Source organism: Emticicia sp. BO119 (genome assembly GCF_013912375.1).
Lineage (GTDB): Bacteria > Bacteroidota > Bacteroidia > Cytophagales > Spirosomataceae > Emticicia.
Genome location: NZ_JACETV010000004.1, coordinates 550,232 through 565,570, shown reverse-complemented (window position 1 = coordinate 565,570; position 15,339 = coordinate 550,232). Strand labels below are relative to the sequence as shown.

The following is a 15,339-nucleotide window of genomic DNA, read 5'->3' as shown; positions in this document are numbered from 1 at the left end:
ATTAATCCTACTTCTTAAAGTAAGTACGGGTAATCCCCAACTCTAATCCCCTTAATTCGGCCAATCCACGTAAACGTCCAATGGCAGTATATCCAGGATTCGTTCGTTTACCTGCATTCAGGTCATCAAGCATTTTATGGCCGTGGTCAGGTCTGAAAGGTAGTCTTATATCCTGCCGTCCTTCATCTACTCTTCTTTGCTGTTCAGTAAGTAAGGCTTTCATTACTCTAAACATATCTACATCACCCGTCAGGTGGTCTGCTTCGTAGAAATTCCCCTCAGCATCTCGTTTAGTAGCACGCAAGTGAATAAAATTAATTCTATCACCCAATCTATCCACCATTCCCACAAGGTCATTATCATCTCTTACACCATAGCTGCCAGTACAAAAGCATAACCCATTATATTTGCTTTCAGCAGCGTTTAAAAGTGCTTTAGCATCAGCTTCGGTACTCACTACACGTGGTAAACCTAAGATCGGATAAGGGGGGTCATCAGGGTGAATAGATAATAAAATCCCATTTTCTTCTGCCACTGGAGTAATAGCTTTGATGAACAAATATAAATTTTGTCGGAGCTCAGTATCACCAATATGCTTATAGGTATCCAGCATATCTCGAAAAGCCTCTATTGTAAAGCTTTCTTCACTACCTGGCAATCCGGCAATGATATTTCTGGTGAGTCGGTGAATTTCAGCATCAGTTGCTTTCTCAAACCATTCTTTTGCTTTTTTGAGCTGGTTTTCAGAGTAAGATTTTTCAGCATCTCTTCTTTTGAGAATGTGTACTTCAAAAGCACAGAACTCATTCATATCAAACCTAAGGGCAGTTGAACCGTCAGGCATTGAGTAATCTAAATCTGTACGTGTCCAGTCAAGAATTGGCATAAAGTTGTAGCATACAGTATCAATGCCACAACTTGCCAGATTTGTCAGGCTTTCTTTGTAGTTTTCGATGTATTGTTTGTAGTTACCTGAAGCCTTTTTGATGTCTTCATGCACAGGTACACTTTCTACCACCGACCAAGTAAGACCGGCTTTTTCTATCTCTGCTTTTCGGATTTCTATTTCAGATTTTGTCCAGACTTGTCCGTTTGGAATATGATGAAGAGCCGACACGATTCCTGTAGCACCTGCCTGTCTTACATCAGATAAACTCACAGGGTCGTTCGGGCCGAACCAACGCCAGGTTTGCTCAAGAGCCATAAGTATAAGGTTGAAATGTTATGATGCAAAATTAGGTTTTAGTACCTAAGTCTTCAAATAATATTCTGTTAAAAATAAGTACTTTTTTGACAGCGATGAGACTTATTTTCTTATAAAATAAGACAATTATTGTACTCAATAAATTCAAAATATAATTTTACAAAGAAAATAAAGAATTTTGATTTTTTTTTGAGAGAATATTTGGATAAAAAAAAATAAGACTGCACCTTTGCAGTCCCAAATCACAACGGGGATATGGGAGTTTAGCTCAGCTGGTTCAGAGCATCTGCCTTACAAGCAGAGGGCCGGGGGTTCGAATCCCTCAACTCCCACACTGATAATCAAGCACTTAGCAGTAATGTTAAGTGCTTTTTTGTTCTTGTTGCATAACAATTGAATAATCTCCTTAATTTAGAATTAGCCCAAAAATCTATGGGAATGATCCGCAAAAACTTTGTTATTGATAACTTTCACTTCGTTTGGTCTGCTTTTCTCCAGTAAGCAATTGTTGCAAAATAACCCATAGTTCCAGTTAAAATCAGAATTGAATAACTATAGTTGTTTAACAGTTTTTTGTATTCACCTCCTGCTCCGCTGAAAAGGCCCGGAATAGACCAGGGAAAATACGTTCCGTACCCGGTTGCTGCAATTATTTGAGAAAATACAAGAGTCAGAGCTACAAATGCCAAAGGTGCAAGATAACCTTTACCCCATATTGCAAATAAAGCAATGGGAAACCCCACTATAATTGTCATAAAGGCTGTGATGAAATAGTCGTTTAATAATAAAAAAATACCCCGAACATCGGTAAGAGGTAAACGCAAAATAGCTGCGATCAGAAATCCAATCAGAAGGTTAGATAGTACAAGAGCTAAACACCATAATACATATACAACAAATTTAGCATTTAATATTTTTGTTCTTGATGTTGGCAAGGAAAGTAAATCTTTTGCAGTACCTTCAGAATATTCTCTTCCAAAAATCCAACTGGCCACAAAACCAAATACTAATACACCCCCAACAGCTACAGCTTGTGTTAATAAGCCCATGTATGATTTCCAGTTAGCTTCAAAGTTCATGGCATTTGCTTTCAAGGCAAGGCTACCTGCCTTTGCTAATGCATCAGTGTCCTGAATAATCAGAATAAAAACACCCCCGATAACCGGAGCAATTCCGAAAGCAATAAAAGTACCCCAAAGCATATTTGAGTTTCTATTCTTGATTATCTCTGCCTGAAATGCCCGTATCTGATATTTCATAATTCCTTAGTTCTGATTGTTCTTAAAAAATACATTTCTAAATCTTCAATAAATAAATAAATTTGCCTGGGGGGCAATTTTTTTTCAACTAATAATTGTGAAATAACCTCGGGGTTAGCAATAGCGTCAGCACTCATAATTTCTATTTCTTCCTTCAGGTTTAATTCAGCAATATAATTTACATCAGTTAATACATTTAATGCAGCTGAATTATCAGTTGTTTTTACAATTAACTTTTTAGTAAGCTGTCTTGTAAGTTCATCTGTTGCAAGCTCCTTCACTATTCTTCCTTCATGGATGATACAAATTCGATTAGCAAGTTTTGAAATTTCTCCAAGAATATGGCTTGAAAGAAAAATAGTTGATCCTTCATTTGCAAGGGCTTTAAGCAGTTCTCTGACCTCTACGATACCTTCTGGATCCAACCCATTAATTGGTTCATCTAAGATCAGAAGTTTAGGTCCATGCATCAGAGCCTTTGCCAATCCGAGTCTTTGTTGGTTGCCAAGTGATAATTCTTTTGCTTTTTTTTCTTTATATTTCGTCAATTTCAACTTTTCTATAATACTGTCAACCAGGGATTCATTTTCTAAGCCTCTGAGTTTGTAATAAATTTTCAGATTTTGAGTTACCGTAAGATTTGGGTAAGCATATGGCGTTTCGACCAAATACCCTACATCATTCCATAGATTAAAACCCGAATCAAGCTTTTTCCCGAAAAGCATTATTTTTCCATTATCAGGTTTTATCATGCCCAAAAGCATTCTTATCAGGGTTGTCTTTCCAGCCCCATTTAGCCCAAGAAACCCATAAATTTCACCCTCCTTAACATCTAAAGAAATATTATCTGTCGCCTTGGTTTCTCCGAAAAACTTTGTCAGAGAATTGGTTTGAAGGACTGTTGTCTGGTTATTCATAACTATTATTTTCTTCTTTTTTACCCGCAATTCCCGTCTTGAAAATTTCAATAAACGGTTTAGCTACATTTAATATTTCCTGCTCAGGTAGGTTATAAAATGGTTTTTGATTTTTTATATTCTGACGAAAATCCAGTTTATGCTTTAATTCGAGGTATTCTAAAATTGTAAACTGCATTCTATAAACCAAAAAAGAAATGGCTTCTATATCAATATCTCTTCTGAATACATGGTTCTTAAAAGCTTCTGAAACTAATGGCTTAACTGCCTCTAATGCTTTTAATTTTACTGTAAGTTGAATATTTCCGATTTCATCATTGTTTTTTTCCTGCATTACATTATACAGAAATGCACTATGTAAAGGGAATCTTTTATCAAACTTTGCCTTTGCTTTGAGGTGTTCTATCATTAATTCAAAAAAATCAGTCGGTTTTACAGTTATAGCTTCCTGATCATTCTTCAATCTGGTTTGAATACAATGGTCAAGCAAGAAAAAATATAATGATTGTTTATTTTCAAAGTATCTGTAAAAACTCCCTTTAGCGAGGTTCAGCCTTGAAACAATATTTGAAAGTGAAGCAGTTTGATATTCATGAAGTGCAAACTCTTCGAGACAAACAGAGATGATTTCTGTTTGCCGTTCTATTGATAGATTATTAAAAGTTTTTAAAGCGACCATACATTAGCGACTATACAGTCGCTAATGTAGTTCAATATTTTTTTGTCGCCAAGCTTCCCTGCTATTTTTTCTGTTTTTTTTTATTTAATGAACTTAACTAAGGTCTATCCTGCAATTATCTCTGTTCATCAAAGATGATATAAAAAGTAACGATACTCGTGTAATTATTTTCTTGACTTCCTGTCAGTCCAACCAGAAACAAAAGGTTTCGGGTAATCTGCTTTTGCTGATTCTTTACAATGTTTCCTACGAACTTACCTACTATATCAATTTGTCATCAGCTATCATAGATAAGTACAAAGTAACTATCAGTTTTTCCTTTCTTTTCCAGGCCCATACCACCATTTTTCTCTTGAGTCCGTCTATGCTTTAGAAAACCGATAAATTTTTTAAAACAATCACCAATATGAATAGAAGAGGATTCGCGGTAGTCAGTTTATGGCTGACAATAGTTTTAATTTTTCACTCCTGCAAAACTGATGACATATTAAAAGCACCCGGTATTTCTGCCCTTAATTGTTCAGATGCCACATTTTCGGCAACGGCCACAAGTGGTGTATCTTACACAGGTACTGCCAGTGTACCTTATTCGGGAGGAAATGGTATTGCTTATCCAGCCGGAACAGCCGTGGCTTCGTCAGGGGTAATGGGCCTTATAGCCACTTTATCAGAGGGCACACTGGCTACTGGAAGTGGTGCAGCCAGTTTTGTTATTACAGGCACACCTAACATGGCCGGAACAGCAAGTTTTTTAATAGAATTAGGCGGACAGTCATGTATATTAGCCTTACCTGTTGTTCAATCCAAAGCCAGTATTTCGACCTTAACAGGTAGTATTTCGCCAGCCAGTGGCACAAGCGGAACTGCTTATACAGGTACTCTTACCTTAGATTATACCGGGGGGAATGGTGGAACTTATGATGCATCTACAGCCTCATCAACAGGTGTTGAAGGTCTGACAGCCACTTTAACAGCGGGAACATTGACTAATGGCTCAGGTAAACTCACCTATGCTATTTCAGGCACTCCTGCCTCAGCAGGTACTGCTACCTTTAACATTAGTTTTGGTGGGCAAACTTTTACTGTCACCTTAACAATAGCTACAGGCACTACAGGCACGGCCAATCCTGCTAAAGATACCGTCGTGATAGTCTATTCAGGTACAAGTGCGGCCGTCAATAATGCCTTTGCCAATGATGGCGTAAATGTAGCTGTAAGCGGTGCTGATGTAATCGTAACCTCCAAAAACACAACTAAAGAGATAGTATATCTTTTATCGGGTAATGCCACAAAAGGTAGTTTCAAGATTTATAGCGACTATAAATTTAATATTACCATGAAAGGCGTGAGCATTACCAATAGCACAGGACCGGCCATCAATATTCAATCAGGTAAAAAAGCTACAATTAATGTATTGAGCGGCACAACTAACAACCTGACCGATGGTACAACCTATGCCACAAGCAGCGAAGACCAGAAAGGGGCATTCTTTAGTGAAGGTCAACTGAGTTTTATGGGCACAGGTACACTGAATGTAACCGGGAATAACAAGCATGGCATTGTATCCGACGATTATATTGCCATTAGTGAAAGTAATATTATTATAAAATCGGCAGTGAAAGATGGTATCCGCGCCAACGATTATGTTACGATGGATAACGGCACATTAAATGTAACAGCATCAGGCGATGGGATTGTTGCTGATGAGGGCTATATCACTATCAACGGGGGCTCGGTAACTGTCAATAGTGTAGACGATGGCATCACCGCCGCTTACGATGGTACAGATACCTCAATTACTCCTTATGTTTTAATAAAAGGAGGAACAATTAAAGTAAGCACAACCGGAGATAAAGGGAATGCCATTAAAAGTGCCAGTTATACTTCAATAGGCACTGCCGATGCTGTAACCCTGAACGTGACTGGAAAAGGTGCAAAAGGAATCAAAACTGATGGAGACTTCAACTTATCGGCAGGGACAGTAAAAATCACGGTTTCAGGTGCTGCCTATTATGTAACTGCTGATGCCGACATTGCTGCCTCTGCCGGAATCAATTGCGATAAAAATTTAGCGATCAAAGGTGGGAATCTCAGTATTACTAATACGGGTACAGGCGGAAAAGGTATCAGTGTAGATGGTACCGCAACCATTAGCGGAGGCACAATTACAATTTCGGCCACAGGTAGTACTTATACTTATACCAGTTCTATGACCAGTGAGGCCAAAGGCTTTAAAAGTGACGGAGCCTTTACTATCACAAATGGTGAACTGAATATTGCGGCTACCGACGATGGCATAAAATCAGAAACCTCAGTTACTGTAAGTAATGGTACTATTAATATTACAAAATCGAAAGAAGGAATAGAAGCACCTATCATTACATTTGATGGCGGTATAACTAATGTCGTATCTTCAAATGATGGTATTAATGTAACAAAAGGAATCGTTAAGGGCGGAACAGAATCGAATGATGGAAGTAATCTGTTTATCAATAACGGGATTATAATCGTGGCTGGCAGCGATGCAATAGATAGTAACGGAAATATTACAATCAAAGGCGGAACAACCATTGTATGCGGCCCGAGCAGTTCGCCGGAAGAAGGAATTGATGTGAATGGCAATTTTCTTGTCAACGGAGGAACCTTAATTTCGGGTGGGTCAAATTCTAATATGACAAAAGCAATGGGAGCCGCCTCTGCGCAGGTGAGTATGTACCTTAAATCAGGTACCCAGTTGGCCGCCTCATCTGTAATCCATATCGAAAATGCCACTGGTACAGAAATGGTAACATTTAAGCCTAAAAATGCCGTTTCTTATTTTCATTTTTCTTCTCCGGGTTTATTAAAAAACACGCAATACAAGATCTATTTCGGTGGCAGTTACACCGGAGGGACTTTCGTAGGTAATTCATCAGGATGGGGTCTATACACCGGTGGTGCCTATTCTAATTCAGGTGGTACATTAAAAACAACCACAACTACCTCAACTACGAATACCGTAAACTCCATTACTTTTTAAGAATATAAATTAAAAAACACTAAAAAGACTGCCTCAAAAGGGTAGTCTTTTTTAATATTTTCACCTACTACACAAATTGTATAGACACTATTACACGTATTGTCCATAACTTTATGGCATAATCCCGGAGGTGCTATCAAACAGCCCCTGCTAAATCCATACATTTTACCACACACTTTTATGAAATCCGCTCAGCTTGAGTTATTCGAGCTATTCGTGAACAGAGAGGAGAAGGAGCGACGAGAGAAATTCGGGCAGGCCAGTGTTTCTTATCATCAGGCCTCCTCGATTCTAACAGCAAGTAAAGGCGCAATGGGAGATTTTGATTTTACACTCAATCCTTACTCCGGTTGCACCTTTGCCTGTAGTTATTGTTATGCCGCTTTTTTTACAAAAACCGATGAAGAACAAAATAACTGGGGGCGTTGGGTAAGGGTAAAAGAAAATGCCTTGCAATTACTGATAAAGTATAGAAAAAAGCCTCTGTACCGCAAGTCAATCTATATGAGTAGCGTGACAGACCCCTACCAACCTATAGAACGTGAATTGGAACTAACCAGAAGCCTTTTACAGGAATTTATCAAATACCATGATATCCGGCTCGTAATACAGACCCGAAGCCCTTTAGTGGCACGTGATATAGAATTATTCAAACAGTTCCGCGATATTCAGGTAAATATGTCTGTCACGACCGATACCGAAGAGGTCAGGAAAGTTTTTGAACCCGTTTGTTCTTCTATAGAAATGCGCTTAAAAGCGATTCGACAAGTCCGTGAGGCCGGGATAAACGCCTGTATCTCTCTGGCTCCTCTATTACCTATCCATAATGCCGAACAATTTGCCGACAGGCTCTTGGATACCGGCATTCAGAAATATTACCTCAACAGTTTTCACATGAACAATAGCAAGTTCGTGTCCGGCACACGCGAGGGAGCTATCAAATTAGTGAATGATTTAGGATGGAATGACTATAAACTCAACAAAACAGTAGTCACTTTAAAAGAGCGTCTGCCTGAGCTTAGAGTTGGAGGATGTTGAGCCATATGACTACTCTTCCGGCACAACTACATCAAGCGCATTAGCAATGAGTTCGACTTTCAGGCTTTGTATTTTTCCGAGATATTCTCCATCAATCTGAAAATGTACTCTCTTTTTTGTGTGCATAGATAATGAAGTAGTCTGAAAAACTTCAGTTTTATCCAAATCGTACGCTTTATGCGTAAAAATCATTTTGAAAACTTCCCGAAAGGATATTTTTTTTATCACTACCACCTCAAATAACTCATCATCCAACCGCCCAACCGGATTAATAACCGCACCAGTACCATATTTGGTGGCATTAGCAATCACAATCATTTCAGCTTCCATTTTCACCGCCTTTTTATCAATATGCATACTTATCTCCATTGTTGGATTCTGCATCAGCACTTTCAGCGAAGCTATAAAGTAGCCCCACATACCCCTAACCTTCTGATTATTAAACCTCTTCATAGCATAGGCATTAAGCCCAATATCACTTAAATGAATACAGAGTTGACTATTAATATTGGTTAAATGGATTTTCTTTGAATAACCCTTAGCTATTACATCCAGCGCATTGTGTGCATTGATCTTAAATTCAGCGGCCATTCCGTTGGCTGAACCTGCCGGAAAAATCCCTAATTTAATATGAGTATTGAGCAGGCATTCGGCCACTAATTTGATGGTTCCATCGCCTCCCACGCCCACTACCTGCTCAGGAGCAAATAACTTAATCTGTTCTTTTATGGTTTCTATATTACAGTTTTTTGTCAGCTCATAAATTTGAATAGCATTTGGCTTTGATTTAAAATAATCTGTTATTAATTCAGTCCGGTTTATGTTATTTCTGCCAGAAACAGGATTGACTATAAATAGAATCTTAGAATTAGTTTGTGTCATATGGGAAATAAAAATTCAGACGCTTTCGTAAAAGTATATCATGGGTACGGGCACACCCATAATCTGGTTGTGTATGGCCATGTGCTGACAGGAAAACCAGCCAGGCCTGATAAATTTAGTGATAATATTCTCACAAATCTGGTACAGTTAGTCAAACTGTTTTTTGTAAAACCATTAGCCAACGTTCGTGTAAATCTACAATGGGGTAATCAACAGTTATACAGCTCAACCGAATCTGATGGTTTCTTTAAATTTGAATGGCAATCCGACACCGAAGTAACTGCCGGATGGCATGAGATAACTATTCATGTAGTAAATGAGCAAAACGAACGAATTGTTTCAGGGCAGGGTAAAATTTTTGTTCCACACTCAACCCAGTATGGTTTTATTTCGGATATTGACGATACCGTTCTCGTTTCTCACTCGGCCGATACGGGCAAAAAACTACGTACCATGTTTACTAAAAATCCCCGTAGCCGCAAAACTTTTGCTGATGTAGTCAAGTTTTATCAGTTGCTTTCATTGACACACACAAGCCCCGATTTACTCAATCCATTCTTCTATGTTTCAAGCAGTGAGTGGAATCTTTATGATTATCTCAATGAATTTTTTAAGCATAACGACCTCCCTAAAGGTGCTTTTCTGTTAAATCAGATAAAAAAGTGGTATCAGTTGCTTAAGACAGGAAAAACCAAACATGAAGGAAAACTGACACGGGTAATCAGAATTTTGCAGGCATTTCCGAAACAGAAATTTGTCTTGCTCGGCGATAACTCACAAAAAGACCCCGAAATTTATATGACCCTTGCCAATAAATACAGCGAACAGATTGCAGCAATCTATATCAGAAATATTAGCTTGGAAAAAGAAATTGCAACCTTAGAAATGCTGAATACTATTACAAACAAAAATATTCACACCTGCCAGTTTAAGCATACAGATGAGGCTATTTTGCATGCGAGGGGGGTTGGGTTGTTAAGGTAGGGAGGTATGGGGTATATCATGAAGTAAATCTTCTCAGATATTCCCCTCTTTCAGTAAAACCTTTTTTGCCTAACCTCTTCTCTTTTGAATAAATGGTTAAATTTCTGCTATTCTGATTGGATATTGGGCACTGGGGTAGGTATCGGTTTTAAGGTAGTTATTTACAAAAAAGGGTTTGTTAAGAAACAGTAGGTAAAATTCGAAACTTACTTCAAAGCTTTTCGTTCCCTCAAAGTCTGCAGTGTTTATAAGCCAAAGGACTCTCAGGGCAAGGGTTGATGCGAAAAGTTTAATAGATTAAACACCAATTTAGATTTTTATTGCTGCTCTTATAGCTCAAGGCACGGCAGAGTCCCCTTGCTTATCGCTTTTGCATGCGCTCACAGGAGACTCTGCCGGGGCAAATTATCCGTATTGGCTTTTGCCAAACAGACCAATTCTTCTCCCCAACAGTTTGATTATCCCAAAAACATCTCCAGATACTTTGAAAACATAATCAAAAACCGGAAATTTAGAATATCAGTCTTGGATAACAATTCACAATAGCCCTCCGCATAACAACTATTAAAATGAAGAAAAAGAAAGTCAGAACCTGCAAAGAATTAGCCTATATAAAGGTAACCGGAAGTAGTAGAGCCGTATTTAAAAGAGTGATTGGCTATACCTACCAACAAATAGTTTCGGAGTTTGTCAAAATAACAGGGGCTAAAACGTTCCCAGAAAAGGTTACCAATATGGTGGGAACCTTTTTGAAAAAAGAGTCTATGATAGCAAAATTGAGTAAAATGTAACCCAAAAAGGTTACCAATACTGTGGGAACCTTTTAAAAAAAAGAGGCTATGAAAGCAAAAGTCAGTAAAAATGAACTCCAAAAGGTTACCTGTACGGTGGTAACCTTTATAAAAATAGAGGATGTGAAAGCAAAAATCAGTAAAAATGAACTCCAAAAGGTTACCTGTATGGTGGGAACCTTTTGGAAAATAGCGTCTGTGAAAGTAAAAATCAGTAAAAATGAACCCCAAAAGGTTACCAATATGGTGGGAACCTTTTTGAATGAGGACAGCCCTGGTTTAAATAAGTTCCAATCCGTCGCTATTCATTTTTTCCTTATCTTCGCAAAAAAGTTTTCAACAAACAACACCTGAGAGAATTCTATGAAACGAGCGTTTTGTCTTTTGCTTTCCCTTTTACCCTTGCTGGCTTATACCCAAAAGCCTTTAAGTAATGAAGTTTTAGCCGCTATCAACCAGATTGATACCAACCGTATTAAAGCCCATGTAATATATCTGGCCGATGATAAACTAAAAGGCAGACAGCCCGGCAAAGAGGGGTATATGATGGCAGTAGAGTATATAGAGAAGCAATATAAAGAAATTGGCCTGCAACCTGCCGGAGAAAACGGCACCTATCTGCAAAAAGTAACGCTGAGAAAAAGCAGATTGAATAAAGATAAAACAGCATTAGTCCTGACTCTGCCTAACGGTGATAAAAAGCCATTGTCATTAGGCAGTGATTTCTATGTGTACCCACACCCCGAAAAAAAATCGGTCGACTTTGATGCGCCTTTAGCTTTTGTAGGCACAGGTTTTGATGCGCCAAAAATCAATATACAGGATTATAAAAACCTCGATGTAAAAGGCAAAATTGTGATTATCCTTCGTAAAGTACCTGATAATCTTTCGGCCAATGTGAAGTTGCATTTGCAGTATCCGGCTACTTTGCAGGAATACGCCGCAAAAAACGGAGCTATTGGAGTCTTGGTTTGCAACTATACTACCAATACGGTTCAGTTCAGAGCAATCACCAATAATATGTCGGTCAATGGTATTGGGGCATCTATTCTGCCTGATGGCAAGAGAGCCAGTTCGGCCTCCGCTTACGGCGGCAAGATACAGGTAGCAGGCGGTATAACAGTAGCTTTATTGAAAGAACTGATGCAGGCTGAGGGCGAAGATTTAGATACAATCTGGAAATCGTTAGAAAAAGGTGAATATGTGAGTAAAACCCTGAAAAGTGTCATTAGCGGGCATTATGAATCGAGTTTTGATGATATTGAAAGCTACAACGTAATAGGTAAGTTCGAAGGCTCTGACCCTAAACTGAAAAACGAGTTTGTGATTCACTCAGGCCACCTCGACCATGTCGGCGTTGGCAGACCAGTGAATGGAGATTCTATCTACAATGGGGCGCATGATAATGCCTCGGGTGTAGCCTGTGCATTGGAGATTGCCCGCGCTTACTCAAAACTAACTACTAAACCAAAACGTTCAATCGTATTTGCCTTAATGACAGCCGAAGAATTAGGGCTGTTAGGCTCGGGCTATTTCACAGCTTTGCCCACTTTACCAAAAGATAAAATTGTAGCAGACATTAATACAGATATGCCTACCTTGATTGCACCTTTAGAGTCGGTAGCACCGCTCGGGGCCGAACACAGCAGTTTGCTGAAAATAGTAGAAGAGGCCGCCAGTTATGTAGGCTTGAACGTAGAACCTGACCCCGACCCGACAGAAGGACGTTTTGTAAGAAGCGACCAGTATAATTTTGTAAAAGCGGGTATTCCTGCACTACATATCAAATACGGCTACAAAAAAACCACAATTGAGAAAGATTTAGCTGCTAAAGTGAAAGTATGGAGGGAAGCGAACTACCATAAACCGTCTGACGAAGTAAATGATTCTTTCGTATGGTCGGCAGGAAAGAAATATGCGCAGGTAAACTTTCTGGTAAGCTATCTGGTAGCACAGAACCCAGATAGACCCACCTGGAATAAAGGAGATTTTTTTGAGACAAAGATAGGAAAATGATACTTTTGTAGTATCGAACAATATAATCAGAACTAATGGCTCATCACTGCTACTTTAATGGCAAAATAGGCTCGGCAGAGCAAACCAGTGTGCATATTACTGACCTTGGGCTTCTGCGGGGCTATGGTCTTTTCGATTACTTCCGTACCTATAATGGGCGTCCGTTTCAATGGGATTGGTATTGGGAAAGATACGAGCGTTCGGCAAGGCTTCTCAGATTACCCAACCCGGTTCAGAAAGAAGAAGCCTACAAGATAGTAATGGAGTTGGTAGAAAAGTCAGGTCTGGAAGATTGTGCCATTCGTTTTATACTCACAGGTGGTTATTCAGAAGATAGTGTATCGAGTAACAGTCCGAATTTATTGATTATCAGCGAAGATATACACCCTGTGAAACCTGAAGAATATCTGAATGGGATAAAGGTAATTACTTATGATTTTGTAAGAGATTTGCCGGAGGTGAAAAGCACTGACTACAAGCATTTCATGATATTGCAGCAAGATATTAAAGCGGCAAAGGCCTCTGATGTGCTATTCCACAAAAATGGCTATATCAGCGAACTGAGCCGAAGCAATGTTTTTATATTTAAAGGCGATACTTTGATTACCCCTGATACAGATATTCTAAAAGGCATTACCCGCCGGACAACATTAGCCTTAGCAGAAGGGCATTTCAAAATTGAAGAAAGAGGGGTGACATTCACCGAATTATTAGAAGCCGACGAGGTATTTACAACCAGTACTACCAAAAGAGTATTGCCTATTACCAGGGTAGATGACCATGTTTTAGGCTCAGGACGTATAGGGCAAAAAACACAGTTTCTATTAGACCTGATTAATGAAAAAGTAAAAAATTGGTAAAATTTTAGTTTTTTTCTTTGGCACTCTTGCTTCATTAATCAGAAAATACTACTTTTGCACTCACATTTCAGGATTGACCCATAGTATAAGGGTAGTACAACAGATTTTGGTTCTGTATGTCTAGGTTCGAATCCTAGTGGGTCAACAACAAAAAGAGGTAGTTATTTGATAATCAAGTAATTACCTCTTTTGCTTTTATAGATTGTAAAACAGGAGAACAAACGTACTAAGCAGAATCCGACAGTATTCAGGATTCGGACTAATGATAACAATTCTTCATCTTAAAATATCAGATATGAAAAAATTAGTTTTAGCAGCAATATTGAGTAGTTTAGTAAGTGCCGCTTATTCTCAAACCGATACCCTTACTACTGATAAAGTAGCGGCTTATGTTGACAAACAAGTAATCGTGAAAGGCGTAGTAGCAGGTGCCCGACGTTTTGAAACAGGCGAAAGAGCTCCGCTATTACTGATAAACTTGGATGAAGCCTATCCTAATACTCCACTGACAGTTGTATTATATAAAGAGGTATTAGAAAAAGCTACTATCAACGAGCAGGAATTAACAGGTAAGAAAGTAGTAGCCAGCGGAAAAATAAGTGTTTACAGAGGCCGCAATCAATTAGTGATTGAGAAATTAGAGGATTTGAAGATTGGAAATTAATCTATTACGATTTTAAAAAGGCGATGCATTTAAAACAACAAAGCCACAGCTATTCCAAACTGTGGCTTTGTTTGTATGAAACCCGATATTTCTAACCAATCATTAAAGACTCTCTTCGTCTCATTTTACCTGCCGGAATACCGAACATCATTTTAAAACGACGACAGAAATAAGCTGTATCCTTATATCCTACTTCATGACCAATGGCACGGATACTTTTCTTAGAAGTACGAAGTAATGTTACCGCTGCTTCCATACGCTGATACTCGATATAATCCTGTGGATTAATACCAGTCAGCATTTTAAAGTATTGACCTACATAATCTTCCGATACGTTAGCCACGTTGGCTAATTGCTTGTTAGACAAATCACCGGCCAGGCTATTTTTTATATAAGTAAAGATGTCAATCAGACGTGGGTCTTTGAAATAAGTACTATTGGTTGCCAGTTGCTCTACAAACATTCTGTGTTTTAAGATATGGCGCACAATCTCAATAACTATTTCTTCGGTTTTATTTCTGATTACCCGTCCACGACCAACTTCATCTGAAAAATCTTCTTTCAGAATATCATGAATTAATAAACCAAGTTTTGAGTGCTGCTTTATAAAGAACGGCGGAATATCTAATGAAGTAAAGAAGTTAACAGAGTCAAAAACTTTCGCTTCAAAAGCTATTAAGCCAAATGAATTAGGCACTCTACCAACATTCGACGAATCGGTCATGGTTTCCCAATAACTCTCGCGACGAGTCATAAACTCTTCGAACGAAATATTTTTTGGTTCCCCTGCGCCATAGGTAATTGTAGCGGCTTTTCCGCCGGGTATAAAAAGCAAATCGCCGGGTTGTACACGTTCATCATTACCCGCCAGTTTCACATCACCATCATATAATATAAGAATAGTGTTTTCAACGTCATACACATTTTTAATCTTGACAGTTTGCAAAATTCTGATATGGCGTGCTTTGGCAAATTTTACACCAAGAGATTCGATAATCTTATTGTAATCTTCCATTTTATAGGAGC

General features: G+C 38.6%; 14 protein-coding genes and 2 tRNA genes. 10 read left to right on the top strand and 6 right to left on the bottom strand.

Going from position 1 to position 15,339, the window contains the following annotated elements; genetic code table 11:
* Nucleotides 1–7 precede the first annotated feature (7 nt).
* Nucleotides 8–1,204 (bottom strand): mannonate dehydratase, encoded by a 1,197-nt coding sequence (uxuA, locus tag H1R81_RS16310; RefSeq protein WP_181841803.1) that lies wholly within the window; start codon nucleotides 1,202–1,204, stop codon nucleotides 8–10.
* Nucleotides 1,205–1,461: 257 nt separating this feature from the next.
* On the opposite strand from uxuA, the gene H1R81_RS16305 reads away from it, so the two are divergent.
* Nucleotides 1,462–1,536, top strand: a tRNA-Val gene (locus H1R81_RS16305).
* Nucleotides 1,537–1,674: 138 nt separating this feature from the next.
* Here the strand turns inward: H1R81_RS16305 and H1R81_RS16300 are convergent.
* From H1R81_RS16300 to H1R81_RS16290, 3 genes are read right to left on the bottom strand one after another with little or no spacing between them, the layout of a single operon-like run.
* Nucleotides 1,675–2,463: an ABC transporter permease gene (locus tag H1R81_RS16300; RefSeq protein WP_181841802.1), complete on the bottom strand. Its 789-nt coding sequence runs from the start codon at nucleotides 2,461–2,463 to the stop codon at nucleotides 1,675–1,677.
* Nucleotides 2,460–3,380 (bottom strand): ABC transporter ATP-binding protein, encoded by a 921-nt coding sequence (locus tag H1R81_RS16295; RefSeq protein ID WP_181841801.1) that lies wholly within the window; start codon nucleotides 3,378–3,380, stop codon nucleotides 2,460–2,462. Before H1R81_RS16295 ends, H1R81_RS16300 begins: the two co-directional genes overlap by 4 nt.
* Nucleotides 3,373–4,059 (bottom strand): TetR/AcrR family transcriptional regulator, encoded by a 687-nt coding sequence (locus H1R81_RS16290; RefSeq protein ID WP_181841800.1) that lies wholly within the window; start codon nucleotides 4,057–4,059, stop codon nucleotides 3,373–3,375. Before H1R81_RS16290 ends, H1R81_RS16295 begins: the two co-directional genes overlap by 8 nt.
* A gap of 406 nt (nucleotides 4,060–4,465) precedes the next feature.
* Between H1R81_RS16290 and H1R81_RS16285 the strand changes: the two genes are divergently transcribed.
* Entirely contained in the window at nucleotides 4,466–7,078 is a 2,613-nt protein-coding gene (locus tag H1R81_RS16285; RefSeq protein ID WP_181841799.1) for a carbohydrate-binding domain-containing protein, read from the top strand.
* Nucleotides 7,079–7,258: 180 nt separating this feature from the next.
* Nucleotides 7,259–8,116 (top strand): radical SAM protein, encoded by an 858-nt coding sequence (locus tag H1R81_RS16280; RefSeq protein ID WP_181841798.1) that lies wholly within the window; start codon nucleotides 7,259–7,261, stop codon nucleotides 8,114–8,116.
* Nucleotides 8,117–8,125: 9 nt separating this feature from the next.
* On the opposite strand, the gene H1R81_RS16275 is transcribed toward H1R81_RS16280, so the two are convergent.
* Nucleotides 8,126–8,998 (bottom strand): diacylglycerol kinase family protein, encoded by an 873-nt coding sequence (locus H1R81_RS16275; RefSeq protein ID WP_181841797.1) that lies wholly within the window; start codon nucleotides 8,996–8,998, stop codon nucleotides 8,126–8,128.
* On the opposite strand from H1R81_RS16275, the gene H1R81_RS16270 reads away from it, so the two are divergent.
* The 7 genes from H1R81_RS16270 (at nucleotide 8,999) to H1R81_RS16240 (ending at nucleotide 14,313) form a co-directional block, all read left to right on the top strand.
* Nucleotides 8,999–9,982: an App1 family protein gene (locus H1R81_RS16270; protein ID WP_181841796.1), complete on the top strand. Its 984-nt coding sequence runs from the start codon at nucleotides 8,999–9,001 to the stop codon at nucleotides 9,980–9,982.
* 569 nt (nucleotides 9,983–10,551) lie between these two features.
* Nucleotides 10,552–10,773, top strand: coding sequence for a hypothetical protein (locus tag H1R81_RS16265; protein ID WP_181841795.1), 222 nt, complete (start codon nucleotides 10,552–10,554; stop codon nucleotides 10,771–10,773).
* 48 nt (nucleotides 10,774–10,821) lie between these two features.
* The gene (locus tag H1R81_RS16260; RefSeq protein WP_181841794.1) at nucleotides 10,822–11,127 is read left to right on the top strand and encodes a hypothetical protein; all 306 of its coding nucleotides are present in this window, start codon (nucleotides 10,822–10,824) and stop codon (nucleotides 11,125–11,127) included.
* A gap of 9 nt (nucleotides 11,128–11,136) precedes the next feature.
* The gene (locus H1R81_RS16255) at nucleotides 11,137–12,789 is read left to right on the top strand and encodes a M20/M25/M40 family metallo-hydrolase (RefSeq protein ID WP_181841793.1); all 1,653 of its coding nucleotides are present in this window, start codon (nucleotides 11,137–11,139) and stop codon (nucleotides 12,787–12,789) included.
* A 35-nt stretch (nucleotides 12,790–12,824) separates the two neighbouring features.
* Nucleotides 12,825–13,649, top strand: coding sequence for an aminotransferase class IV (locus H1R81_RS16250; RefSeq protein WP_181841792.1), 825 nt, complete (start codon nucleotides 12,825–12,827; stop codon nucleotides 13,647–13,649).
* 74 nt (nucleotides 13,650–13,723) lie between these two features.
* A tRNA-Gln gene (locus H1R81_RS16245) sits at nucleotides 13,724–13,794 on the top strand.
* A gap of 150 nt (nucleotides 13,795–13,944) precedes the next feature.
* Entirely contained in the window at nucleotides 13,945–14,313 is a 369-nt protein-coding gene (locus H1R81_RS16240) for a hypothetical protein (protein ID WP_181841791.1), read from the top strand.
* A 91-nt stretch (nucleotides 14,314–14,404) separates the two neighbouring features.
* On the opposite strand, the gene H1R81_RS16235 is transcribed toward H1R81_RS16240, so the two are convergent.
* The gene (locus H1R81_RS16235) at nucleotides 14,405–15,328 is read right to left on the bottom strand and encodes an AraC family transcriptional regulator (protein ID WP_181841790.1); all 924 of its coding nucleotides are present in this window, start codon (nucleotides 15,326–15,328) and stop codon (nucleotides 14,405–14,407) included.
* Nucleotides 15,329–15,339 lie beyond the last annotated feature (11 nt).